This is a genomic window from Yersinia massiliensis, from assembly GCF_003048255.1.
In the GTDB taxonomy this organism is placed as follows: Bacteria; Pseudomonadota; Gammaproteobacteria; order Enterobacterales; family Enterobacteriaceae; genus Yersinia; species Yersinia massiliensis_A.
On the sequence record NZ_CP028487.1, the window covers coordinates 1,139,820 to 1,163,223 of the forward strand.

Consider the following 23,404-nt stretch of genomic DNA (forward strand, 5'->3'; position numbering starts at 1 on the left):
CTTATGCCAATTATTTGACTTATTATTTCAATATTGAATAAGTATAGAGGGCTTTACAACCTGTAAATCTAGCTTTAAATAAATGATTGGTCTCTTTGATTTCTCAATGCAAATATTAGAAGACTATGAGTTAATGTTTCCATCATAGTGTTAGATAAACTTACCTTTTGATTTTTGTCAAAAAAAGAGTCTTTTAAGATGAAATATCTCATTTATTATCTATACTTTATTTACCTATAACAATTTTAGTCACTTTATTGATGAAAATATTACAGGAAATTAAGACTAAGGTATCAATACCGCTTTTATTGGCTATTTTAGTGGCCATTAATGGGCTTTTGGTTTTAAGCCCCGTGCTTTTTCGGGCGATTACTCATTCAACCGAGGCAATAGAGAATTTTAGTACATGGAAGGAGGCGCTAAGTTTTCTTGATTTATTTGAGATCCCACAGTTTATCATCGGTCTACTATTGATACTGATGGCATTCGCAGTATCGATGAAGATCCGTACAGCATGGTTTTTGACCGTATTATTGCTGTTTACGTTGGTGGCCATCAATATCTTTATTCTGAAAGATCAGAATAAGCTGACGACTTATTCCATTATTGTCATTGTCGCGCTGATATTCTATTGGCGAGAGTTTGACCACTACAGTCTCGGCAGTGCAACATTCTTTGCGATCGCGAGTATTTTTTCATTAATCGTCTATAGCATGTTGGGCACACTTTATATGGGCGATGAATTCGCGCCTGTTGTGACCGATTTACCGACGGCCTTTTATTTCGCCATCGTTTGTATGTCCACAGTGGGGTTCGGGGATATTATTCCGCATACTACTGTCGCGAGAATGTTTACTCTTACGGTGATTATTGCTGGTATTACGGTCTTTGCGACGTCGATTGCTTCTGTTGCCGGTCCGATCATCAGTAATAATATTAAACGCATAGTCAAAGGTAGGATTTCTCACGTGGAACGTAAAAATCATTTTATTATTGTTGGTTCCGGTTCCTTGGCGCTGAATGTCTATAATGGTCTTCGTGACCGAGGTGATGATGTCACGGTCGTTTGTGCCGTCGGTAGCCAACATAATTTTCCGCCCCATACCGATATCATCGAAGGTGATCCCTCTTCGGTTGCAACATTGAAGCTGGCCGGTGCTGCCAAGGCGAAATATATCATTGCCTTGTGCAACAGCGATGCTGATAACACCTTTATTATTCTGGCCGCCAAAGAAATTGCAGGAGAGGGGACCAAGACACTGGCACTGGTCAATGAAACGCAGAACGTGGAAAAAGTAAAACGAGTTAACCCAGATATGGTTTTCTCATTGCCATTATTAGGCAGTGAAATTCTAGTGAGAACCCTGAACGGCGACACCATTAATAACTCGCTGATTACAGAAATGTTCTTCGGTAAATGTCAGAAGTTGGATTAGTGCCGTTCTGAACGAGTCAATGCTGACAAACATCGATGACTCGACCTAGAACGGTGAGGGCAGGCAGAAGAGTAAAGCGTCCGCACCAAGGATGGCTCGAGCCATCAGGGATGATTTTACGGCGTCTTTACGATCTGCTTGTCCTCTGTGCAATGAGCACTTTATCAGCTGTCTCGGGTGTTTTTTTATGCGGATTAATAAGTCATTGGCGTTATTCAACGGCGGCTTGTGGATCTTTGGGCTTCTCTTTTGGCCCGACCATTAAGCCCAGCTCGACCGCAATAAAACCGACAATAAGGCTTATCACCAAATAGCAGATTGAAACCAATACGCCCGTCGGGTTTTTCATCATTTCCACAGCACCAAATACAAAGCTGGAGAATGTGGAAAGCCCCCCCATAATCCCCGTACCAACCATCAGATGCACATACTGATTAATAATATCTTTTTTAAACAGAGAGGTGGCTAGTCCTAATAAAAATGCCGCGATGATATTGGCGACAAAGATATCCATCGGGAATCCATCCGCTAATCTGGGTACTGATAGCATAATGAATTCACGGCACATGGCACCAAAAGCCCCACCAACAAAAACGAGAATAATAAGATTTGGCATAGCATTTTCCTATGAATTAGTCCGTGACTCGATCAATAAGCTAACCAAGCACCGAATGCTGCGGCAATTAGACCGACCACGACAGAAATAATCAGATATCCGGCTGCAATGGCTCGACTGCGGGCAGTTGCCAATTTTGCTGCATCTAATTGCATGCTACTGAAGGTGGTATAGCCGCCTAAAATGCCGGTTAAGATCGCTGCATTCATGAAATCACCGTAACGATCACGCCAATCCACGCTAAATAGAATACTCAGGTAGCCAATTACAAATGCACCGGAGATATTGATCAGAAAAGTGCCGAGTGGGAAATTGCCTTTATATATCTTTCCAACGCCTAACCCTATCCACCACCGTAAAAGAGAACCGATACCGCCACCCAATCCTACCCACATTACATCTATTGCTGTCATAACAAAGCCCTCAATGGCCATTCGTTAGAATCAGAATAATTGTAGTACAAATACAAGCGCTAAGATTTGGCTATTTTGTGTCGAGGCCGACTTTCAGCAACTTACCGTCACGCTCATCGGTTAAGACATAAAGATAGCCGTCAGGCCCCACGCGAACATCGCGAATTCGTTCACCACGGTCTTCCAGCAACCGTTCCTCTGAAATCACTTTATCGCCTTCCAATTGCAGGCGAATCAATGCCTCTTGCGCTAACGCGCCGATAAAGAGTGAATGCTGCCAGCTAGGAAAACGGGGGTTATCATAGAAAGCCATTCCACTGATCCCAGGTGATTTCTCCCAATAATAAATGGGCTGCTCAGTGCCATCGACATGCGTGCCTTTGGCTTCGGGAATCGCTAAGCCTGAATAGTTCACGCCGTGGGTCGCAAGTGGCCAGCCGTAGTTTTTCCCTGCCTCTGGGATATTCACTTCATCGCCTCCTTTAGGGCCATGTTCATTTGCCCACATCACTCCACTCCAAGGGTTTAAGGCCAATCCTTGTGGATTACGATGGCCATAGGACCAGATTTCGGGTTTTGCCGGAGGACGATTGGCAAAAGGATTATCTGTCGGCACTTTCCCATCGAGTGTGAGACGAACAATTTTACCTTGGTGCAAACTCAGATCCTGAGCGGTTGGGCGCTGATTATTCTCGCCTAGCGTGATAAAAATATGGTCTTTATCATCAAAAGCCAATTTTCCACCAAAGTGGTTGCCAGTAGATAGCTTCGGCTGCTGACGGAAAAATGCGGTGAAATCGTCAATAGCCGTGCCCTGTGGGTTAAGGCGGCCATAGCCCACGGCGGTACCTGCTTTTCCGTCTTTTCCTGCTTCTGCAAAACTGAGGTATACGCGGCGGTCCTGAGAGAACTTAGGTGATAGCGCCACTTCCAATAAGCCACCTTGCCCTTTGGCATAGACGGTGGGTACCCCTTTTAACGGTGCTGAAATCGCTTTCCCTGGTTGCCACAAACGTAGTTGCCCAGAACGCTCGGTAATTAAAATACCGCCATTATCAGGCAAGAAGGCCAGTGACCACGGGTGATCTAAGCCGCGTTGTAATTCCGTTACCGTCACGGCGGGTGCCGCAATGGCTGACATCGAAATCACCAAGCTGAATAACGCCAATACTGCGAATTTCAAGGTTGATGATTGCCATCCTACGCACATTAATCTGCGTCTATGGATCGGTGTGATATTGCCGAATACCGTCATCAGTCACTCCTTCAATAGGTAAACACCTGTTAACTTTAGAATATTAATGGGTATTCAGCTAATAATGGCGTCAACGTATTGAGTATTTGTGACCCCATGATAACGACGTACTAACATGTGAAGCGTCAAAATGTCCTACTCTCCCTGCATAAAACTCTGTCACTCAATCCCTGCCAAAGAGTGAAAAACTTCGCTAGGATAATTCTCCAATCAATAAGCATGACTAATTTGTCTCATCACTGATTTTAATGCATTTTTTTCGCCGCAGATTGGTCGACTACTTTTCTCAAATAAAATTAAGCATATGAAATGTAAATGAATTAAACTTAATTCGCCGAGCAAAAAAATAACAATTTTGCGATAAGCATCACATTGTAATCACTGAGAAATGTGAAGGGCATCAATGTCAGAAGTCAATTAGAGACGATTATTGATAGAAGTGAATTACTGGCTTAGCTATCGACGCCGTATACTGACGACAACCAGAAACAATGGGCTGGGCAAGGGGCACGATAAAGTACAGATAAAGGGAATTCACCATTGCACTGGCATATAAATAACTTGTTTCTTTTGAACATCAAAAGGTGTTGGGTATGGAAAAGAAAAAAATTTATCTATTTTGTTCTGCCGGTATGTCCACCTCGCTACTGGTTTCCAAGATGAAAGTACAAGCAGAAAAATATGACGTACCCGTCGTTATCAGTGCTTACCCTGAAGCGATGGCAGCAGAGCATGGCGCTCAGGCTGATGTGATTTTATTAGGGCCGCAAATTGCTTACATGTTGCCTGAAATTGCCAAAATGTTCCCCCATAAGCCCGTTGAAGTGATCGATGCGCTCTTGTACGGCAAAGTCGATGGTTTAGGGGTATTAAAAGCGGCTGTCGCTGCCATAAAAAAAGCAAAACAATAAGGGGAGCACTGTGAGCGCATTTATTCATTCTCTGGAAAAGGCCATTTTGCCTTTTGCGATTAAGATTGGCAGACAGCAACATATCAATGCTATCAAGAACGGATTTATTCGGTTGATGCCATTGACCCTGACAGGGGCGATGTTCGTTCTGATTAATAACGTGTTTTTAAGTTTCGGTGAGGGGTCATTCTTCTTCTCGATGGGCGTACGCCTTGATGCTGACACCATCGCTACGCTCAATGGTTTGAAAGCAATCGGTGGCAACGTTTATAACGGTACTCTCGGTATTATGTCGTTAATGACGCCGTTCTTTATCAGTATGGCCTTAGCTGAAGAGAAGAAAGTCGACCCTCTTGCTGCGGCGTTACTGGCTATTGCCGCCTTTATGACCGTGACGCCGTATAGCGTGGGAGAAGCCTATGCGGTGGGGGCTAATTGGTTAGGTGGTGCGAATATTATCTCTGGTATTATCATCGGTTTAGTGGTGGCTGAGGTCTTTACCTTTATCACTCGCCGCAACTGGATCATTCGCCTGCCGGATAGTGTGCCAACGTCCGTTTCCCGCTCTTTCTCAGCGCTGATCCCAGGGTTTATCATTCTTTCCTTCATGGGGGTTTTGGCCTACGTCCTAGGGCTGTATGGCACGAACTTCCACCAGATCATTATGGACACCATTTCAGCACCACTATCCAAAATGGGCAGTGTGGTGGGGTGGGTATATGTTATGTGTTCCTCGCTGTTGTGGTTCTTCGGGATACACGGAGCCATGGCCCTATCGGCGCTGGAAAGTGGCATCATGATGCCGTTTGCGCTAGAAAACGTCGCCACCTACACCCAATATGGTTCAGTTGCTGCAGCAGTAGCCGCAGGTAAAGAGTTCCATATGTGGGCGAAACCTTTCGTTGATTCCTACATCTTCTTAGGCGGGACTGGGGCAACGTTAGGACTTGTGATTGCTATCTTTATCGGTTCGCGTCGTGCAGATTATCGTCAAGTAGCAAAATTGGGCGCACCGGCGAGTATTTTCCAAATTAACGAACCTATCCTGTTTGGTTTACCGGTCATAATGAACCCGCTGTTCTTTATTCCCTTTATTTTGGTTCAGCCGGTCTTGGCAATCATTACCTCTATTGCCTATTACACAGGTTTTATTCCGCCAATCACCAATATTGCACCATGGACCATGCCCGTCGGTTTGGGGGCATTCTTTAATACCAACGGCAGTATTGCTGCGATGTTATTAAGCTTGTTCAACTTGGGCATTGCTACACTGATGTATCTGCCGTTCGTTATTATTGCTAATAAGGCACAAAACGAAATTGATCGTCAGGCTGAGAGTGAAGAAGAAATTGCTGATAGCTTGAAGTTTTAACCGACGAGAGTGATCACCAAAGGGTGACGGTATACTTAGCCCCAACGCCGTCACCTTTTTTAAACCTGTACTGACCTTGATGGGTTTGAAGGTATTGCAAGACAAAATGATTTTAATTAACGGAGCAAGAGTATGTTTGATTTAGATAAAATCGTTGATGAAGTCCCACCCACCGATGAAATGGAAGATGTCATCATGGGGCTGATTATCAACGCAGGGCAGGCTCGCAGTTTGGCTTATAAGGCGCTGAAGCAGGCTAAAAGTGGTGATTTCGCTCAAGCAGAAGCATTAATGGCGCAATCTCGCCTTGCACTCAATGAAGCGCATTTGGTTCAAACCAAGTTAATCGAATCCGATCAAGGTGAGGGCAAAACTCGTGTCACATTAGTCTTAGTGCATGCACAGGATCATTTAATGAACGCGATGCTGGCCAGAGAGTTAATTGCAGAACTCATTGAATTACATCAAAAATTAGGATGAACGTTAGTACAACGTATTCGCTATTGTGAACGAGAGAGTGAAGGTAAATAAGATGGAAGTCAGGTTAGTACGTCAGAAAGACTTTTTTAACGGAAAAGAATTCCATCTGTTTATCTATAACAAAACGGAGAGTGCGACGGGGCTGCATCAGCACGATTATTATGAATATACGTTGATACTCACCGGAATGTGCTATCAGGAGATTAATGGCAAACGGGTCTTTTTAGAACGTGGTGATGTTGTTTTCATTCCTATTGGTTCTCATCATAAAAGCGCTTATGAATTTGGCGCGACGCGTATATTGAACGTTGGTATTAGCAAATCTTTTTTCGAAGAGCATTACTTTCATTTGCTATCGCAGCCCATTGTGGCCTCGCAAGCTTATCGGTTGAAAGGTGATTTTCTTTCTTATATCGAATCCGCGATTTCTGCCCCGCATTTTAGGCAAGACGAGCTCACCGAGTTGGTCGAGTTACTGACCTTTTATGTCACCAACCGTATCAGTCACTACAAAGAGAGTGAGGTCAACGACGATATTCCTCTGTGGCTAAAAACAAGTATCGACAAAATGCACGACAAATCGATGTTTGGTGATAAAGCCTTGGTGAATATGATTGAGCTTTCTGGCAAAACGCAAGAGTATTTGACCCGCGCCACGCGTCGTTATTATCAGAAAACGCCGATGCAAATTATTAATGAGATCAGAATCAATTTTGCTAAAACCCAACTGGAAGTGACGAACTACTTAGTCTCAGATATTGCTTTTGATGCGGGTTATAGTGATACCACGTTATTTATCAAAAACTTCAAGAAATTGACCTCTTTTACGCCAGGCAACTACCGTAAGAAATTCCACTGCGCCGGAGAGGCGTTATCCGATTAGTTTCCGGTGAGATTTTGCTCGCCGGAATAGCATATAAGGCACCATTGATGGAAAAGTTACTTATTGTTAATGCGGATGATTTTGGTCTATGCAAAGGCCAAAATTATGGAATTATTGATGCATTCCGCCATGGTATCGTCTCATCGACTACTGCAATGATGAACTGCGCGGATATTCATCATGCAGCAGAGTTGAGCCGGCAAAATCCAGCATTGCCCATTGGGATGCATTTTGTGTTGACCTACGGTCGGCCACTAACCGCCATGCCATCGTTAGTGGATGCCAATGGTCTACTGAGTAAAGTGTTGTGGCAGCGTGCTGAAGCTGGCGCGTTAAATTTGACTGAAATTGCGCAGGAACTCGCGGCTCAATTTGATCAATTTGTTGCTGTTTTTGGCCGCTCGCCAACCCACATCGACAGCCATCACCACGTCCATATGCTGCCGCAAATTTACCCATTGGTTGAAGCTTTTGCGCGCGAAAAGTCAGTGGCATTACGTATTGATCGTCACGAAGCACAGCAACATGGCATTACGCTCAATGAGCCACGCAGCACTGATTGGTTTGATGCGGGTTTTTATGGCGAAGATCTCTCGGAACAAACATTTTTACAGCGATTGGATCTGGCGGATCAGCAAGGGTTTCGTTCGCTAGAAGTGATGTGCCACCCGGCATTTGTTGATAAAACCCTGATGACCAGTGGTTACTGCTATCCGCGACTGAATGAACTCGATGTTCTCACCTCGTCAGCGCTAAAACAGGCTATCATACAGCGCGGTTATCGATTGGGATCCTATTTGGATTGTTGAATGACATCCCGCTTACCGGCCAATAATAAATGAATCACTCAGCGTCTGTTTCTATAAAGAGGCTACGCAATAACACCATTTACATCCACGCTATTAACGAGCAGTTTATAATTTGCACTGTAGCCTAGGATTAAATCCATTCTATTGTGGTGCAAATAAAGTCATGAGAAAGTCTTGTTTATGTATTGCTTCGCTCGCCAGCCTCTTTCTGTTTTATTGCTTACCCGCGAGTGCCGTTCGGTTACAACAAGGGACGGCACAGTTCGATATTGATCCCGCAACACTACAAATTAGTGCTGGCGATGCAGTGATAAACTCGCCTCAAACATCACAAAAAGTGAGTGAGTTAACCTCTTCCGCTGTCTTGGCAAACTGGTACTGGCCGCAGCACCGCATGCATGTTAGCGCTAAATTGGAGGGGGATGACCTTCGTTTAAGCTTCAGCAGCGAGCAACCACAAATACTGAACTGGTTCAGCTTACCGTCACAAGCCAAAGTGCTGTTGCTCCCTCTGGGTGAAGGCAGCCGAATTCCACTGGATAGCCCCGTATGGCAATCCTATCTGGTTGACGAGCAGACCCCTCTAGACACTAACTTTGATCTGAAATTGCCACTGTGGAGTCAAGAACAGAACGGGAAATTCTACAGTTGGCTACACCTCACTCCCTTTAGTAATCAGGTCACTTTCAGTCAGGCCGACCAGCATTTACAGATGCAAAGCGGCCATGAGTTTAATCGCTTTAACCAGCAGCAGCCTTTCGAGGTTTTACTGCATGTTGGCACCACTCCACTCTCCGGTGCGATACGTTATCGTGAGTACCTGCAACAAAGCGGCCAGTTCAGTTCGCTGGAAGAGAAGATCAAAATTGCGCCCGAGGGTAAAAAGCTGATAGGTGCAACGCATATCTATCTGTGGGGCAGTATGTTGCTGGCGCAGGAAGATGTAAAAAATTGGGCAGGGCTGGCGAGTTATCTGCAAACGCCCGCTGGGGCACCCCTTTGGCGGCACCTAGATGCTGAAGCCCAAAAAGCGTTGCAGCAATGGCAAGGGCGTGAGCCTGAGGGTTGGCAGAAGCAATCACTGATTGAATCTATCAATAATGCACTTGTCGCACAGGTTCCTCTTAACGCTTCACCGGAGCAGGATACGTTCCTGCTGGCACAACAACAGCAAGCGGTTAAAGTACGCCAACTGGCACAATCTCAGCTTGGCGCTTATCTGACTTCCCCTGATAGCTGGGGGCTTGGGCTGTCTAAGCCGGTCATTGAATCATTGCATAAGGCTGGCTTAGCCCGATTATGGCTAGGTACGGATAACTGGACTGCTGAGTTCTTACACCCAGAGGCCGTCGCGAATGCGATAAAGTCAGGTTATCTAATAGCGAGTTATGACTCCTACGACACGGGCATTCCGCTGGGTGTTAACGACAGTTGGCTGACAGCCCAACTACCCACTGAAATTCGGGAAAAATGCGCCATAGTACAAGCTAATGGTAATAAAAAACCGGGTTTTGGTGGGGAGGGTTACTACCTCAATCCCGGCTGTGTCCTCCCTTATTCGCAGCAACGCATGCAGGAATTAACAACATTGGCTGGACTAAACAGCCTGTTTCTCGACGTTGACGGTACTGGCATGGTGTCAGACGATTACCAACCAGAGCATCCTACCGGCGCTGCTCAGATGGCAGATGCGCGCAACGCCCGTATGGCTTGGTACAGCAAGACGCTCAAATTACCGTTAGGATCTGAAGACGGTAATGCGGTGACTGCTCGTCACATCATGTTTGCACACGGCATGGAGACTTGGGGATTTGGCTGGGGTGATAAAGACATGCGCCAGAACAAAAAATCGCCTTACTATCTAGGAGCTTGGTGGCCCAACGCTCAACCGGCGACCTTCTTTAAGCCAGCAAAGGTGAAACAGCCTTATCTTACCGTCGAGTTTGACCCACGCTATCGTATTCCTCTGTATCAGGCCGTTTTTCATGACTCGGTCATCAGCACACATCACTGGACCTACGACAACCTCAAATTTAGTGACGTAAAAATAGCGCGTGAGTTACTTAGCCAGTTATACAACACGCCCCCGCTTTTCAATCTCAGCCGTAGCACCCTCAATGCGCGTTTACCTGAAATCATCAAAGCAGATGCCAATTTCCGTCCTCTGCATCAAATACTTTGGAACAAAGGACTCACAGATTTTCGCTGGTTAGACCAAGCTGGTTGGGTACAACAAACGACATTCAGCGACGGCTCAGTATTGATTGCCAATTTTTCTGACCGCGCGTTCAACGGTATCGCAGCCCATAGCCTGCGGGCCAACTTAGCTGATGGTCGTGTTCTGGATTTCAACGCTTAGTGGCTAAAGCTAAAAGAGAGTGGCTTGAGTTGAAAGAGGTTGGCTTAAATTGAATGATAGTGGCTTAAATTGATAGTCAGAAACGCGCAATCTTATTGTAATGATAACTATTCTCAATTATCATCCTGCGTTTCTACTCTATTGATGAAAGTCACTTCTTATGTCCACTTTAGCCGATCCATTGGCAAGTCTGTACAGCTCGCATCATCGCTGGCTGAAAAACTGGCTTCATCGCAGGCTGGGATCAGCTTTCGATGCTGAGGATCTGGCGCAAGATACTTTCATGCGCATACTCACCGGCGGTTCCGTCGCGCAGATACGAGAACCGAAAGCTTTTTTGAGCACGGTAGCCAAACGCGTGATGATCGACTTTTTCCGTCGTAATGCGCTGGAGCAGGCGTGGCTTGATATGCTGGCCTTAATGCCGGAAGAAACACACCCTTCGCCCGAACAACAGCAATGTTGGCGGGAAACGCTGCAACAGATCGACACCATGCTGGATAAGCTCAGCAGCAAATTACGTCAGGCATTTCTACTCTCCCAACTCGAAGGAATGCCTTATGCTGATATTGCTATTAAGCTCGGCGTTTCAGTGAGTTCGGTGAAAAAATATATCGCCAAAGCGACAGAACACTGTCTGCTTTTCAGCCTCGAGCAGGCCAGTTAATGGCCGCCAGTATCATCACTGAGAACCAGCGTCAGGCGTTAAGTCAGGCGGCGTATTGGTTTGCTGTTCTGGGGGCAGAAGATGTCACTGCGAGGCAGAATCAGCAATGGCAGCGGTGGCTCGAGCAGCATACTGATCACCGCTGGGCATGGAGTAAGGTAGAAGCTCTGCAAGGGCAATTACAAGCTATGCCTGGGAAAATGAGCTACCAGGTGCTTAACAATGCAAACCAGCAAGTCGCGGTGACGCGTAGACGAGTGTTGAAAAGTTTGCTGGTATTGTTGGGGGTTGGAACCAGTTGGCGACTATGGCAATCACCGGCGGCTTTGGGATATCGAGCCGAGTTGCGTACTGCAACGGGGGAGATAAAGCCACTTCATCTCAGTGATGGTTCGCTGGTGGTCATGAATACCGCCACTGCCGCCGACCTTCAGTTTACGGCACAGCAAAGAATGATCCTGCTTTATCAGGGGGAAATCGCCATTCGTACCGCAAGTGATCCGTCCTCCATACCGCGCCCATTCTTGGTTTCCACCGCACAGGGTAAGTTACGTGCGCTCGGCACACAATTTACTGTCCGCGCCCTTGGGGATGAAACTGTGCTGGCAGTACAACAGCACGCAGTAGAAGTTAGCCTGCGCAATGCGCCCGAGGCGGCATTGATTGTTTCTCAAGGCCAACAGGTAAGCTTCACAGCCGATAGATTCGGCGAGCTTATGGCAGCGGAATCTAACAGTGCTGATTGGACACAAGGTGTACTGACCGTCAGCGACAGACCGCTTTCACAGGTCATTGAAGAAATCGCCCGATATCGTCACGGTAGTATCACTTGTTCGCCAGAAGTGGCTCACTTACGTGTTAGTGGTACCTTCCCGCTAAAAGATACCGACCGCATATTGGATGTGCTCGCGCAAACACTTCCTATCAAAATTCAATCAGTTACCCGGTATTGGGTTAAAGTTGCCGCAGCTTGATGATAAAAAAAATCATTCTCGATTGTCCTTTTTAATTTCTCATCCGACTCCTAATTAACACCACATAAAAATAACTTCTCATGGAGACGGTATGCCTGATTTATGCGTTCGCGCAATTCACACCTTGAAGACAACACCTTTGGTTCTGGCTATCCAATGCGCCATCATTCCGCTGGCGGTGCTAGTGCCAGCAACTTATGCGGCCACTACACAGCAAGCAGCCACTACACAGCAAGCAGCCGCTCAACAGCAGTATCAGATACCCGCAGGGGATTTAGATTCTGCGCTCAACCACTTTGCAGCGCAGTCATCGATGACGCTGTCAGTTGATGCATCGTTAACCCGTGGTAAAAAAACCGCCGGTCTTATCGGGCAATATGACGTGGCTGGTGGGTTAGAAAAACTTCTTTCCGGCAGCGGGTTGCAGCCAAAATCGCTGGGTAATAATGCCTTTACGCTAGAGTTAACCCCTGCTGCAAAAGAAGAGTCAATGACCGTTGTCGGTGACTGGTTAGGCAGCGCCCGAGAAAATGATGTATTTGAACATGGTGGCGCACGGGATGTTATTCGACGTAAAGACTTTGCCAAAATAGGGGCCACTCGGGCGCGCGACGTATTAAATCGCATCCCCGGAGTCTATGCCCCAGAGAATAACGGTACCGGTAGTCATGATATGGCGATGAACTTCGGTATTCGCGGCCTAAATCCGCGTTTGGCTAGCCGTTCAACGGTGTTAATGGATGGGATCCCGGTTCCTTTCGCGCCTTACGGGCAACCCCAATTATCTTTAGCGCCGATCTCATTGGGCAATATGGATGCGATCGATGTGGTACGTGGCGGCGGCGCTGTCCGTTATGGACCGCAAAGCGTGGGCGGGGTCGTTAACTTTGTGACACGCGCGATCCCGAAAGATTTCGCGATTGAAGCCGGAATGGAAGGCCAACTCAGCCCATCATCAAGCCAGAATCACCCCAAAGGCACCAGCAACCTGATGATCGGTGGTACTGCTGATAACGGTTTTGGCGGCGCACTACTTTACTCTGGCACACGTGGTAGCGACTGGCGTGAACACAGCTCAACCAAAATTGATGATGTGATGCTGAAAACGCGCTATGCACCCAACGACGTGCACACGTTTAACAGCCTGCTGCAATATTATGAAGGTCGTGCCGATATGCCTGGCGGCCTGTCGCGGGCGGATTACAACGCTGATCGTTTCCAATCAACACGTCCATACGATAAATTCTGGGGCCGCCGCCAACTGGCTAATTTCGGCTATCAATACCAACCTGACGCCCAACATAAATTTAATGTCCAGAGCTTCTATACCTACACCTTACGAAGCGGTTTTCTGGATCAAGGCAAGAATTTAACCCTCTCACCGCGTGAATACTGGGTTCGTGGCATCGAGCCGCGCTACAGCCAAAGTTTTAACTTAGGTGAATCGGCGCATGAAGTGGGGATCGGCTACCGCTATGTCAGCGAATCAAGCCACGAATTACGCTATACCAGCCTCGCCTCAAGCGGGATTCTACCGAGCACGAACAGCCCATATGACCGCGATACTCAGTCTGGGACACAAGCTAACGCTTGGTATATCGACGACCGCATTGATATTGGCGATTGGACCATTACCCCCGGGATGCGCTACGAGCACATTCAGTCTTATCAAAATAATTACATTAAAAAAACTAAGCAGGAGATTAGCTACAATGCTCCGTTGCCTGCACTGAACATCGTTTATCGCCTCAACAGTGCATGGAATCTGTATGCCAATACAGAAGGTTCATTTGGTACGGTGCAATATAGCCAAATTGGTAAGGCTGTAAACAGCGGCAATATTGAGCCTGAAAAAGCGCGTACGTGGGAGTTGGGTACTCGGTTTGATAATGGCGAAGTTCAAGCTGAAGCTGGGCTGTTTCTGATTAACTTTAACAACCAATATGACTCCAATCAGGTGACGGACAGCGTCACTGCACGCGGCAAAACGCGTCACACAGGACTCGAAAGTCAGATTCGCTACGACTTATCAACGTTGTCACCCAAGCTGGAAAATATCAGTGCCTACGCCAGCTATGCCTACATCAATGCGGTGATCCGTGAAGATGGTGCCTATAAAGGCAATCAAGTCCCCTTTTCGCCAAAGCATAAAGGCACGCTGGGTGTGGACTACACGCCAGGCAGTTGGACCTTTAACCTCAACAGTGAATATCAATCTAGCCAATTTGCTGATAACGCCAATACCGTCGCCGAAAGTGCAGACGGCAGCACCGGTCGTATTCCTGGCTTCATGCTCTGGGGCGTGCGTGCAAACTACGATTTTGGTCCACAGATGGCCAATTTGAATCTTGCTGTAGGTCTGAAAAATATCTTCGACCAAGCCTATTTCACCCGCGCTTATGACGATAACAACAAAGGAATCTACGCCGGTCAGCCGCGTACTATCTATGTTCAGGGATCGTTGAAATTCTAAAACGCCGAATGACCCTTCCAGGCACACCGCTGTTCAGATAGCGGTGTGCTTTTTGATTTCGACAGAATTGCTAGGAGTGCACTGTGCCCTTAATTTTTCGCTTTTTCCTCTCAGTCTGCTTGTCCGTCGGGATGGCTAATTTCGCTCAGGCAGTCACCGTAACCGATCAACAGGGTACGTTTACGCTGAATACGGTCCCTAAGCGAGTGGTGGTATTGGAATTGTCATTTGTTGACGCGCTTGCCGCAATTGACGTGAGCCCCGTTGGGGTGGCGGATGATAATGACCCTCAACGTATTCTAAGTGAGATTCGCCAACATATTCAGCCATGGGCATCGGTGGGAACGCGATCTCAGCCAAGCCTTGAAGCCATTGCAGCGCTAAAGCCCGATTTAATCATTGCCGACAGCAGTCGTCATGCCGGCATATACACCACACTCCAAGGTATCGCTCCGACACTGCTGTTGAAATCTCGCGCCGAAACTTATGACGAAAATCTGCAATCAGCAGTCATTATTGGCCAAGTTATGGGTAAAACAGCTGCAATGCAGCAAAGACTGGCTCTGCATCACCAACGTATGCAAGCCTTTGCCAGTCGCTTACCGGCGGGGACAAGCGTGATGTTTGGCACCTCACGCGAGCAGCAATTTAATGTGCATACCCTCGACTCCTATACCGGAAGCGTGCTTAACGCACTGGGGTTAAATGTGGTTGGTCCAACGGGTCACCAACCACTGGCTAATATCAGCCTAGAACAGTTACTGGCAATCAATCCAGACTGGCTGATTGTGGCGCATTATCGTCAGGAGAGCGTGGTGCGGCGTTGGCAACAAGATTCATTGTGGCAGGCGATGACTGCGGCGCAAAAAGATCAGGTGGCTGCGGTAGACAGCAACGTCTGGGCAAGAATGCGCGGTCTATTTGCCGCCGAACATATTGCTGCCGATCTAGTGAACATTTTTAACCATCAAGCCGTCGTTAGTGAGCCATGATTACTCAACATCGGCTGACCACTCGATGGCGCTGGGCATTGCCTTTGCTGCTCTTGGCTCTAGTCTTTTGGCTAACGTTATTTTGTTGGTCGGCCATTCCCATTTCAGCGACTCAGGCGTTACGCGCATTACTACCATGGGAACCTTCATCATTACCGCAAACGCTGGTCCGTAGCATTCGCTTGCCTCGCAGCTTGGTTGCATTGCTGCTCGGCGCAAGTTTGGCGTTATCCGGTTCACTCTTGCAGTCGCTAACTCGCAATCCGCTGGCTTCACCCTCCTTGCTGGGCATCAATGCCGGAGCTTCACTGGGCATGGTGATCCTGACTGCGTTTAGTCCTGCTTGGATGTCCGGTGTGAGTCTATCGCTTGCCGCAGCAATCGGTGGCGGCATGAGTTGGGGTATCGTGATGCTATTGGGGGCAGGGTGGTCTCAGTCAGGCGATCGCAGCCGCCTTATTTTAGCTGGAGTGGCCGTCTCGGCCCTTTGTGCTGCGCTGACAAAAGCAACGCTTATCCTCTCGGAAGATAATGCCTACGGTATCCTGCATTGGTTAGCGGGTGGTGTGGCGAATGTTCGCTGGCCTGAGTTTTGGCGCTTATTTCCATTGCTACTGATTGCCGCGCCTCTAGCCCAATTGCTCGCCAGTCGTATCAATTTGCTGCAAGTAGGTGACCAAAGTGCCCATTCGCTGGGGGTCAACCTGTGGCGACTAAAGATCTACATTAATCTGCTCGTTTTGTTGCTGGTCGGTACATGCGTAAGCGTGGCGGGGCCACTGGCCTTTATTGGCCTACTTGTCCCACATATGGCGCGTTACTGGGTAGGTTATGACCTCAGAAAAAGCCTGCCGATGAGTATGGTGTTAGGCGCAATTTTGATGTTATTAGCCGATCTGTTAGCCCGCGCACTGGGTTGGCCTCGGGAACTGCCCGCAGGTGCGATGTTGGCGCTGATTGGCGCGCCATTCTTCGTATGGCTAGTGAGGACACGCGGATGAAGAAACAAAGCCTAACCTGTGGCGTCATGGTATTGCTGCTTCTACTCGCGGTGTATTGCTCACTTAGTTTTGGTACTCAGACATTAGGATGGCGACAAATTGTCTCAGCCTTTAACGTGCAGGACAGCCACCATTTCACCCTTTTTGACTATCGCTTGCCCCGTACACTGTTAGCGCTGGTGGTTGGTGCCTCACTGGCTGTTTCTGGTGTATTGGTACAGGGTGTTATCCGTAACCCTTTAGCCTCACCGGATATTCTCGGCGTGAATCATGCGGCAGGTTTGACATCCGTTATCGCACTGACATTATTTCCGGCGTTATCAGTCATTTGGTTACCTCCGCTGGCATTTGTAGGTGGTCTTTTGGCTTTTCTGCTACTGCGTTTAGCTGCCGGTAGAACATCTCCTCCCGTGCGTCTTGCACTGACTGGTGTGGCACTGACCGCACTTTATGCCAGCCTCACCGATTTCATCATGCTTTCCCATCCATTAGAGATAAATACCGCACTGTTGTGGTTGACGGGAAGCCTCTGGGGCCGAGGATGGGGCTTTATTTATGTTGCGCTTCCTTGGTTACTATTACTTCTGCCCCTAAGTTTTTGCCTGTGCCGTAGTCTGGATGTCATGGCTTTGGGGGAAGTGAGCGCCGCGACACTTGGTACGTCGGTCAGATGGGTTGTTTCACTGTCCCTGCTATTGGCTGTCGCGTTGGCGGCTGTGAGCGTGGCGATATGCGGACCGATTGGTTTTATTGGTTTGGTTGCACCCCATTTAGCTCGTCGTCTAGTGGGTGGTCGTCACCGTTGGATGTTACCCGCCAGCATGCTCATAGGATCGTTAATCTTGTTACTTTCAGACTTATTAGCACGGACACTTGCCCCTCCGCTTGAACTTCCAGCCGGTATTTTGACCGCCGTGATTGGTGCACCTTACTTTTTCTGGTTACTCATGAGAACTCGCTGACGATGATACTCAACGCTGACAATCTCTATGCCGGTTATGGCAATCGCTCTATTTTAAAGGGCATCTCACTTCAGCTTCCCGCTAACAAGATAACAGCGCTGGTTGGCCCTAATGGCTGCGGTAAATCAACGCTGCTGAAGTGTTTTTCGCGTTTGGTCACGCCATCTTCAGGTCAGATCACATGTAACGGTCAGGATATTACTTCATTATCAATGCGAGCGCTGGCACAGGGCTCAGCCTTATTACCTCAGCAACATGTAATACCTGAAGGAATAAGTGTCGAAGAGCTGGTCAGCTACGGACGTAGCCCATGGCTTGGTGTTTGGGGGCGGCTTAGTCGTGCCGATCGCCGTTTGATTAAGCAGGCAATGGAAGATGCACATATCATTGAATTCGCTAAAACGCGGGTCAGCGAGCTTTCTGGTGGACAGCGCCAACGTGCTTTTCTCGCAATGACACTTGCCCAGAACACCCCAATGATTTTACTCGATGAACCAACGACTTATCTGGATATAAATCATCAAGCTGAGTTGATGGCCTTGTTGAGACGCTTGAATCTGCAAGGGAAAACACTGATTACTGTCTTGCATGATCTCAATCAGGCCAGTCGCTATTGTGACCACTTGGTGATGATGTCTGCCGGAAGTATTGTCGCCGAAGGGACGCCTGAAGAAGTCATTACACCGAGAAATCTAAAACAGGTATTTGGGGTTGAGGCAGAGATTCATCCTGACCCCGTATCAGGCACCCCTATGTGTATCATTCTTTAGAGAAGGCCTAACACAGAGGTTAAGGCCCAGCTCGGTCGGTATGAAGATATTTGCGGTGCTGAGACCGGTGGGAAAGAATTGGGGATAAAAGAAAGGCCTGCAAGCAGGCCCGAGTACACACCAAGACATTGCTCCCCGGTGTTGGAGGTATGAGGTTTGTACAACGCAACTATAAGTGCCGTGATAGATAGCGTCCAATGGGTTAGGCAGATCAATAACGTCATATTGATCGGTATAAACGATCGTGATGCCGCTTAGTCAATATGCTTCACATTTAAGCAACCAGCCGGCATCGCAATCTTTACTTAATATCAGATTGGTTTGCATCTTCTAGTTGGCCTCTCGTTTATACAAATTCAGTCAATAGTTTTGCTGAGAGAATTGTGTTCGTGAACGTGCTGACTTTTGCAGATGCCTGACGCTCAAGCCCATCATCAAATACGGGATTGTCGGCATCACAAAACCCGTGATGGGCATCGAACTCTCGTCCTAGCCACTCATCACGTATGCGTCGGATATGGTCATTGATACCATAGATTTCATGCAGTAAAACCACAGCATTACTGTTAATGATATGTCTGGATGGATTAGTCATCGGCTTTATGTGCCCAAGCGGGCATTGCCGTCAGATAGCGTTTCGCACGTTTACGCGCTTCCTTTAAACCGACCTTTTGCCAAGAATCGAGAAATACAGCAAGGCCAGAAACGGCGTCATCCCAGGACTTAAGGTTACCGGCACTGTCGCTGCAATACGCGCAGTATTTATCACTCGCACTACGCGCATCTTCTGCAGACATTGGCATACCGCAAGCCTGGCAGAACTGTTCGTGTTGTGACATGGTTTTCTCCTTATATTTTTACTGTCTAATAAATATACTGCTTTTAACTGGAATAAAAGTCTAAGTCGATCAATAACCTTGAATGTTGTGTCATAAATATTGGCTGAAAATAGGCATACGCTTATTTCGCCTGCACAAAAAATTGACCTTAATGTCAATATTAGCATTTTGAACTTTAAGACATTTTACCGAGGACGATTGAGTGTTTCGCATGACATTTATCTGGAGTAAATTGCTTGACTTAGAGCGCACTCTAACTTTTAGGATGACCCATGGAATCCAATCTGACCATTAATGAAGTTGCACGCCGCACGGGCCTTACGGCCTACACCTTACGTTACTACGAGCGTATCGGGTTGATTACTTCAATTCAACGTGCACCAGGAGGTCAACGGCGTTATGTGATATCGGACATGGCCTGGATTGAATTCCTGCTGCGATTGCGAACCACAAACATGCCTATCGGCAAGATGCTCAGGTTCGCAAAACTCCGCGGCGCTGGGGACCAGACGGTATTGGAGCGACGTCAGATGCTGGAACAGCACTTAACTGAGGTTCTTGCAGAAATTGAAGTGATGCGCCAGTCCGCAGATGCTTTGCAGGCAAAAATCGAGTATTACCGCTCGTATGAACAGTCTTTAGCGCCGGATTCGTTTTCTGATGAAGGGCATGATAATGAATACCGAAAACCGCTACCAACAAGGATTAGCAAAACTGCGTGAAATCGACGGCCAGGCTGGAGAAAACGTACTGAAAAGTTTGCAGGATATCGCTCCAGACTTCGCTCGCTATTTAATTGAATTCCCATTTGGTGATATTTATTCCAGGCCAGGGCTGGATCTTAAAAGTCGGGAGATTGCTGTCGTGTCTGCACTCACGGCACTTGGCAATGCACAACCTCAGCTAAAAGTGCATATCCAAGGGGCGCTTAATGTAGGTGTGACACAATCAGAAATTGTTGAAACCATTATGCAGATGGCGGTCTATACGGGATTTCCAGCCGCATTGAATGGGCTGGCAGTGGCAAAAGAGGTATTCGCGCAAGGAGAAGCTCAGTGAACAATACGACCGTAAAACTAGTATTGACTCTCAGTATTGCCAGCATGGCTCTTGCGGCCTTGCCTATCCAGGCGCGGACAGACAGTACGACTCAAACAATGACTCAGCAGGCTCCCGTACTTATCCATGACGGGTTGGGTTCTCCGGTTGGAATGGCCTACGATACCAGTGGTAACCTCTATGTTGCCAACTGGTCGGCAGGTACTGTTTTGCGCTTTGGTCCTGATGGTCAACGCAGCGTTTTTGCTAAAGGACTGCGCGGCCCCTCAGGCCTTGCTATCTCAGCTAATGGGGATATTTATGTCGCCTCATACAGTGAAGATTTGGTTTGGCGTTTTACACCTTCCGGTAAACAAAGCGTTTTTATCCGCGGGCTTGCCACACCGGCTGGCTTGTCATTTGATGCGCAGGGCCGTTTGCTTATTGCTAACAGGCGAACCAACCAGATTCTAGCGGCTCATCCGGATGGTCAAATCGATGTGGTCGCAGAGGGGCTGCAAACACCGGTGGGGGCTATCGAATTGCCTGATGGCGCTCTTATGGTGAGTAATATCGCCGGTGGTATCTCTTTGGTTTCAGACAATATTCTTGCTCGCAGTATTAACAACGATCTGGCAAGCCCCGGACCTGGTATCGTGCGTGCGGGAGCAGATTCAGTCTATATCGTTGATTATGGTGGCACTACGGTGAGTCACGTCGACAGGAACGGTAAGCGCACGGTGATAGCCGATGGTCTGCGTAGCCCAGTAGGGATGGCACTCGCGCCTGATGGAAGTTTGACGGTGGCAACTTGGGGTGCAAATGCCGCTTTTCGTATTGATTCCTCTAGAACAAATCTATAGAAGGATTCGTCTATTTGTTTGCTGGGCTTCAGGTTTTGAGTCCAGCGCAATCAAAAATATACCCTCCATTTTTAACAGTTCATGGTGAAAGCTCACAGTTATGATAATAACCCCTTACTCTTAATGCTGTTTTTATATACAGTAGTATTAACCATGTGAAATGAGGGGTTAACTATGATTAAACGAATAGAAACGCACTGTAATGATGACACTTGTCCTGCATGTGTTATTGCTGGAGATTTTATTTTCCTTTCTCATCACGCTGGAGGGCATAGCTCAACTGACGTAACGCATCAAACTAGGGCAGCCCTTACTGCTTTGACCAAAACACTGCAATCAGCGAATGCGGGCTTAAATGATCTAGTTCAAATCACCCTTTATCTTAAGAACAAGAATGATTTTTCTATAGCCCGCGAAGTTTTCCTTGAATTTTTTACGGATGGGCTCTACCCCGCGAGGATGACTGTATTTACTGATTTTATTAACGAATCCTGTTTGTGTATGGTTGATGGAGTTGCATATCGATGCAAAGAGAATCAGTGATTAAGTACCTGCGGTAAATAGCCTGTCAATAACGACCTGCATAAGAATAACTGGGAAGTAACGAATGCTGGCAGTTGCCTCCCGCCCAGGCCAGAGGTTATTTCCCATTACGTGAGGATAAATGACACGTGAGACATAACACTGCCATCCACTTGTTAGGCGCATCAGGCTCAGGAACAACGTCGGTTGGTCGCGAACTAGAAAGATTGTCAGGCATTCAGCATCTCGATACAGATAGCTTTTATTGGCAGGACTCTTTCGTACCCTACAGCCAACCCCGTCCCGAATCTGACAGGAAAAAACTATTGTTAGAAGCTCTGCCAGAATCTGGGGCCTGGATCCTCAGTGGGTCGCTCTGCGGATGGGGTGATTTTTTGATACCTCGCTTTAATTTGGTTATCTGGCTCATAGTCGATCAAAATCTGAGAATGGAGCGACTTCGGAAGCGGGAAACCGAAAGATACGGTTCGGCCATTTATCCTGGCGGTAATATGTGGCAAAAAAGCCAGATATTCTTGAATTGGGCAGAGGCTTACGATTCGGATGTTGAGGTAAGTCGTAGCGCTCAAAAGCATGCAGACTGGCTCAAAAAAATAACCTGTCCTGTTTTTACCGTCCCAAATAATGATTCTTTTGAAGAAACTGTGAATGTCATAATGGGAATACTGGGAACCCACACAGGTGATACGTAATAGATTGATTATGCATTGAATTTTGCCACCTAAAAAAATCACAGAAATATGTTATAAAACTTCCTATCTTAATCGGCACCTTTAGGTTTGGTGGCTTTGATTTCCGTATCGGTTAACGGTTTGGTTTCTCTTGCTACGGGTAGTCTTATGCGTTTAGACCCAACGGAAGCAATAGAGATTTTCGTTGGGCCTATCAATGGGCCTAAAAGGTTCGGATTTAATGAGCTGGCTTCTGACTTCACGGGACAAATTGAGGACACAAAAAAGCCCGCAAACCTAAATGGGGTGCGGGCTTTCCGTACTTCTCCGGACTTATCTGGTAATACCCGGATCATTATTTGGTGGGCTGGCTACCCCGCTACTGGCTTGCGCCGGTAACGCCTGTATTAATTGCTCCGCTAATTCAGTGAGCTGAAAACCTTCTGCCGCAGAAACCGTCATCACAGGATGATGCGGCTTAAATGCTGTTATCACTGCTTGTTGCTTCAAAACTAAATTAGCTGCTTGCTCAGAGGATGGCAGCTGGCACAGTTCATCCCACTGGCGGCAGGGCTCTATCTTGTCGGCTTGGTTCAGCACAAATAGAAATCGGTTCGGTTGATAACCACATTGCCCAGTAAGAAAGCGATAACACTGTTCATCAGAAGACCATGCCCTATCATCCGCTTTGAGTACCCAGATGATTAAATCCAATTCTGGCAATAAGTTACGATAGAGCTGGTGGTATTCTTTATCTCGCTCAAGGCTTTCCCCTACACCGGGTAAATCAATAAAGGTGAGTGTATGGTTGTTCATCGACATACTGAAGCGTTGGGCTTGGCGCGTACAGCCTGAGATATTACTGACGGGGGATAGTTGGGATTGGAATAGTGCGTTGATTAAGCTGGATTTTCCAGCCCCTGTTTTACCCATCAGGCCGATGGTAGGAGAGTAGTTGATTAGGTGGTTGAGTTGGTTGAAAAACAGATTTTTAAATGAAGCAGGAAAGGCTGAAATAACCCTTCCTAATTCAGGATGTTCGTTCATATTACTTCCTTGAAAGAATCATTGTTATTA

At 47.3% G+C, this 23,404-nt stretch carries 24 protein-coding genes and 1 pseudogene; 19 read left to right on the forward strand and 6 right to left on the reverse strand.

Annotated elements, in window-relative coordinates:
- Positions 1 to 260 precede the first annotated feature (260 nt).
- Positions 261 to 1,436 carry a voltage-gated potassium channel protein gene (gene kch / locus DA391_RS05235; protein ID WP_050082101.1) on the forward strand — a complete coding sequence of 392 codons (1,176 nt, stop codon included), beginning with the start codon at positions 261 to 263 and terminating at the stop codon, positions 1,434 to 1,436.
- A 211-nt stretch (positions 1,437 to 1,647) separates the two neighbouring features.
- Here kch and crcB (DA391_RS05240) read toward each other — a convergent pair whose 3' ends face one another.
- The 3 genes from crcB (DA391_RS05240) to DA391_RS05250 all read right to left on the reverse strand — a co-directional run bounded on the left by crcB (DA391_RS05240) (position 1,648) and on the right by DA391_RS05250 (position 3,720).
- Complete coding sequence (gene crcB, locus DA391_RS05240; RefSeq protein WP_019212257.1) at positions 1,648 to 2,052, reverse strand: fluoride efflux transporter CrcB; 405 nt, start codon at positions 2,050 to 2,052, stop codon at positions 1,648 to 1,650.
- Between the two features lie 32 nt (positions 2,053 to 2,084).
- On the reverse strand, positions 2,085 to 2,465 hold the full coding sequence (gene crcB, locus DA391_RS05245) for a fluoride efflux transporter CrcB (RefSeq protein WP_042806907.1): 381 nt from the start codon (positions 2,463 to 2,465) through the stop codon (positions 2,085 to 2,087).
- Between the two features lie 70 nt (positions 2,466 to 2,535).
- On the reverse strand, positions 2,536 to 3,720 hold the full coding sequence (locus tag DA391_RS05250) for a PQQ-dependent sugar dehydrogenase (RefSeq protein WP_409994403.1): 1,185 nt from the start codon (positions 3,718 to 3,720) through the stop codon (positions 2,536 to 2,538).
- Between the two features lie 593 nt (positions 3,721 to 4,313).
- Here DA391_RS05250 and DA391_RS05255 point away from each other — a divergent pair.
- The 13 genes from DA391_RS05255 (at position 4,314) to fecE (ending at position 18,373) form a co-directional block, all read left to right on the forward strand.
- Complete coding sequence (locus DA391_RS05255; protein WP_057644683.1) at positions 4,314 to 4,631, forward strand: PTS sugar transporter subunit IIB; 318 nt, start codon at positions 4,314 to 4,316, stop codon at positions 4,629 to 4,631.
- Between the two features lie 10 nt (positions 4,632 to 4,641).
- A complete protein-coding gene (chbC, locus tag DA391_RS05260) occupies positions 4,642 to 6,003 on the forward strand; it encodes a PTS N,N'-diacetylchitobiose transporter subunit IIC (protein WP_050082096.1) in 1,362 nt (453 codons plus the stop codon).
- 132 nt (positions 6,004 to 6,135) lie between these two features.
- Positions 6,136 to 6,483 carry a PTS N,N'-diacetylchitobiose transporter subunit IIA gene (gene chbA, locus DA391_RS05265; RefSeq protein ID WP_049607970.1) on the forward strand — a complete coding sequence of 116 codons (348 nt, stop codon included), beginning with the start codon at positions 6,136 to 6,138 and terminating at the stop codon, positions 6,481 to 6,483.
- A gap of 52 nt (positions 6,484 to 6,535) precedes the next feature.
- Positions 6,536 to 7,366: a transcriptional regulator ChbR gene (gene chbR, locus DA391_RS05270; protein ID WP_049607966.1), complete on the forward strand. Its 831-nt coding sequence runs from the start codon at positions 6,536 to 6,538 to the stop codon at positions 7,364 to 7,366.
- Positions 7,367 to 7,413: 47 nt separating this feature from the next.
- Positions 7,414 to 8,175, forward strand: coding sequence for a chitin disaccharide deacetylase (chbG, locus tag DA391_RS05275; protein ID WP_050082093.1), 762 nt, complete (start codon positions 7,414 to 7,416; stop codon positions 8,173 to 8,175).
- A 163-nt stretch (positions 8,176 to 8,338) separates the two neighbouring features.
- Positions 8,339 to 10,534: a glycoside hydrolase gene (locus DA391_RS05280; protein WP_108087422.1), complete on the forward strand. Its 2,196-nt coding sequence runs from the start codon at positions 8,339 to 8,341 to the stop codon at positions 10,532 to 10,534.
- A gap of 160 nt (positions 10,535 to 10,694) precedes the next feature.
- Positions 10,695 to 11,201 (forward strand): ferric citrate uptake sigma factor FecI, encoded by a 507-nt coding sequence (gene fecI / locus DA391_RS05285; protein ID WP_050082090.1) that lies wholly within the window; start codon positions 10,695 to 10,697, stop codon positions 11,199 to 11,201.
- Positions 11,201 to 12,175, forward strand: coding sequence for a ferric citrate uptake sigma factor regulator FecR (fecR, locus tag DA391_RS05290; protein WP_108087423.1), 975 nt, complete (start codon positions 11,201 to 11,203; stop codon positions 12,173 to 12,175). Before fecI ends, fecR begins: the two co-directional genes overlap by 1 nt.
- Positions 12,176 to 12,266: 91 nt before the next feature.
- On the forward strand, positions 12,267 to 14,648 hold the full coding sequence (gene fecA, locus DA391_RS05295) for a TonB-dependent Fe(3+) dicitrate receptor FecA (protein WP_108087424.1): 2,382 nt from the start codon (positions 12,267 to 12,269) through the stop codon (positions 14,646 to 14,648).
- Positions 14,649 to 14,779: 131 nt separating this feature from the next.
- Positions 14,780 to 15,640, forward strand: coding sequence for a Fe(3+) dicitrate ABC transporter substrate-binding protein FecB (locus tag DA391_RS05300; protein ID WP_240624827.1), 861 nt, complete (start codon positions 14,780 to 14,782; stop codon positions 15,638 to 15,640).
- Positions 15,637 to 16,641 (forward strand): iron-dicitrate ABC transporter permease FecC, encoded by a 1,005-nt coding sequence (gene fecC / locus DA391_RS05305; RefSeq protein WP_050874210.1) that lies wholly within the window; start codon positions 15,637 to 15,639, stop codon positions 16,639 to 16,641. Before DA391_RS05300 ends, fecC begins: the two co-directional genes overlap by 4 nt.
- Positions 16,638 to 17,603, forward strand: a complete 966-nt coding sequence (fecD, locus tag DA391_RS05310; protein ID WP_108087426.1) for a Fe(3+) dicitrate ABC transporter permease subunit FecD — start codon at positions 16,638 to 16,640, stop codon at positions 17,601 to 17,603. The genes fecC and fecD overlap by 4 nt, the downstream gene beginning before the upstream one ends.
- A gap of 2 nt (positions 17,604 to 17,605) precedes the next feature.
- Complete coding sequence (fecE, locus tag DA391_RS05315; protein ID WP_108087427.1) at positions 17,606 to 18,373, forward strand: Fe(3+) dicitrate ABC transporter ATP-binding protein FecE; 768 nt, start codon at positions 17,606 to 17,608, stop codon at positions 18,371 to 18,373.
- A gap of 346 nt (positions 18,374 to 18,719) precedes the next feature.
- Here the strand turns inward: fecE and DA391_RS05320 are convergent, their stop codons facing one another.
- The gene (locus DA391_RS05320; protein ID WP_050082078.1) at positions 18,720 to 18,968 is read right to left on the reverse strand and encodes a hypothetical protein; all 249 of its coding nucleotides are present in this window, start codon (positions 18,966 to 18,968) and stop codon (positions 18,720 to 18,722) included.
- On the reverse strand, positions 18,961 to 19,170 hold the full coding sequence (locus tag DA391_RS05325) for a hypothetical protein (protein ID WP_240624828.1): 210 nt from the start codon (positions 19,168 to 19,170) through the stop codon (positions 18,961 to 18,963). The genes DA391_RS05320 and DA391_RS05325 overlap by 8 nt, the downstream gene beginning before the upstream one ends.
- 314 nt (positions 19,171 to 19,484) lie before the next feature.
- Between DA391_RS05325 and DA391_RS05330 the strand changes: the two genes are divergently transcribed.
- From DA391_RS05330 to DA391_RS05350, 5 genes are all read left to right on the forward strand, one after another.
- Positions 19,485 to 19,934 carry a MerR family transcriptional regulator gene (locus tag DA391_RS05330; protein ID WP_050082076.1) on the forward strand — a complete coding sequence of 150 codons (450 nt, stop codon included), beginning with the start codon at positions 19,485 to 19,487 and terminating at the stop codon, positions 19,932 to 19,934.
- Positions 19,888 to 20,271 (forward strand): carboxymuconolactone decarboxylase family protein, encoded by a 384-nt coding sequence (locus DA391_RS05335; RefSeq protein ID WP_108087428.1) that lies wholly within the window; start codon positions 19,888 to 19,890, stop codon positions 20,269 to 20,271. Before DA391_RS05330 ends, DA391_RS05335 begins: the two co-directional genes overlap by 47 nt.
- On the forward strand, positions 20,268 to 21,113 hold the full coding sequence (locus tag DA391_RS05340; protein WP_057651194.1) for a Vgb family protein: 846 nt from the start codon (positions 20,268 to 20,270) through the stop codon (positions 21,111 to 21,113). The genes DA391_RS05335 and DA391_RS05340 overlap by 4 nt, the downstream gene beginning before the upstream one ends.
- Positions 21,114 to 21,287: 174 nt before the next feature.
- Entirely contained in the window at positions 21,288 to 21,656 is a 369-nt protein-coding gene (locus DA391_RS05345) for a RidA family protein (protein ID WP_050082072.1), read from the forward strand.
- Positions 21,657 to 21,784: 128 nt separating this feature from the next.
- Positions 21,785 to 22,348 carry an AAA family ATPase gene (locus tag DA391_RS05350; protein ID WP_108087429.1) on the forward strand — a complete coding sequence of 188 codons (564 nt, stop codon included), beginning with the start codon at positions 21,785 to 21,787 and terminating at the stop codon, positions 22,346 to 22,348.
- Between the two features lie 333 nt (positions 22,349 to 22,681).
- Here DA391_RS05350 and DA391_RS05355 read toward each other — a convergent pair.
- A pseudogene (locus DA391_RS05355) lies at positions 22,682 to 23,374 on the reverse strand (GTPase family protein); the annotation flags it as partial.
- Between the last annotated feature and the right edge of the window lie 30 nt (positions 23,375 to 23,404).

Coding starts and splice junctions, on each gene's coding strand:
- crcB (WP_042806907.1), bottom strand. CDS start 2,465: ATGACAGCAATAGATGTAATGTGGGTAGGATTGGGTGGCGGTATCGGT.
- fecR (WP_108087423.1), top strand. CDS start 11,201: ATGGCCGCCAGTATCATCACTGAGAACCAGCGTCAGGCGTTAAGTCAG.
- chbG (WP_050082093.1), top strand. CDS start 7,414: ATGGAAAAGTTACTTATTGTTAATGCGGATGATTTTGGTCTATGCAAA.
- DA391_RS05280 (WP_108087422.1), top strand. CDS start 8,339: ATGAGAAAGTCTTGTTTATGTATTGCTTCGCTCGCCAGCCTCTTTCTG.
- fecA (WP_108087424.1), top strand. CDS start 12,267: ATGCCTGATTTATGCGTTCGCGCAATTCACACCTTGAAGACAACACCT.
- chbR (WP_049607966.1), top strand. CDS start 6,536: ATGGAAGTCAGGTTAGTACGTCAGAAAGACTTTTTTAACGGAAAAGAA.
- DA391_RS05300 (WP_240624827.1), top strand. CDS start 14,780: ATGGCTAATTTCGCTCAGGCAGTCACCGTAACCGATCAACAGGGTACG.
- DA391_RS05345 (WP_050082072.1), top strand. CDS start 21,288: ATGATTAAACGAATAGAAACGCACTGTAATGATGACACTTGTCCTGCA.
- fecI (WP_050082090.1), top strand. CDS start 10,695: ATGTCCACTTTAGCCGATCCATTGGCAAGTCTGTACAGCTCGCATCAT.
- kch (WP_050082101.1), top strand. CDS start 261: ATGAAAATATTACAGGAAATTAAGACTAAGGTATCAATACCGCTTTTA.
- fecC (WP_050874210.1), top strand. CDS start 15,637: ATGATTACTCAACATCGGCTGACCACTCGATGGCGCTGGGCATTGCCT.
- fecE (WP_108087427.1), top strand. CDS start 17,606: ATGATACTCAACGCTGACAATCTCTATGCCGGTTATGGCAATCGCTCT.
- crcB (WP_019212257.1), bottom strand. CDS start 2,052: ATGCCAAATCTTATTATTCTCGTTTTTGTTGGTGGGGCTTTTGGTGCC.
- DA391_RS05250 (WP_409994403.1), bottom strand. CDS start 3,720: ATGACGGTATTCGGCAATATCACACCGATCCATAGACGCAGATTAATG.
- DA391_RS05335 (WP_108087428.1), top strand. CDS start 19,888: ATGAATACCGAAAACCGCTACCAACAAGGATTAGCAAAACTGCGTGAA.
- DA391_RS05320 (WP_050082078.1), bottom strand. CDS start 18,968: ATGACTAATCCATCCAGACATATCATTAACAGTAATGCTGTGGTTTTA.
- DA391_RS05325 (WP_240624828.1), bottom strand. CDS start 19,170: ATGTCTGCAGAAGATGCGCGTAGTGCGAGTGATAAATACTGCGCGTAT.
- DA391_RS05330 (WP_050082076.1), top strand. CDS start 19,485: ATGGAATCCAATCTGACCATTAATGAAGTTGCACGCCGCACGGGCCTT.
- fecD (WP_108087426.1), top strand. CDS start 16,638: ATGAAGAAACAAAGCCTAACCTGTGGCGTCATGGTATTGCTGCTTCTA.
- DA391_RS05255 (WP_057644683.1), top strand. CDS start 4,314: ATGGAAAAGAAAAAAATTTATCTATTTTGTTCTGCCGGTATGTCCACC.
- chbA (WP_049607970.1), top strand. CDS start 6,136: ATGTTTGATTTAGATAAAATCGTTGATGAAGTCCCACCCACCGATGAA.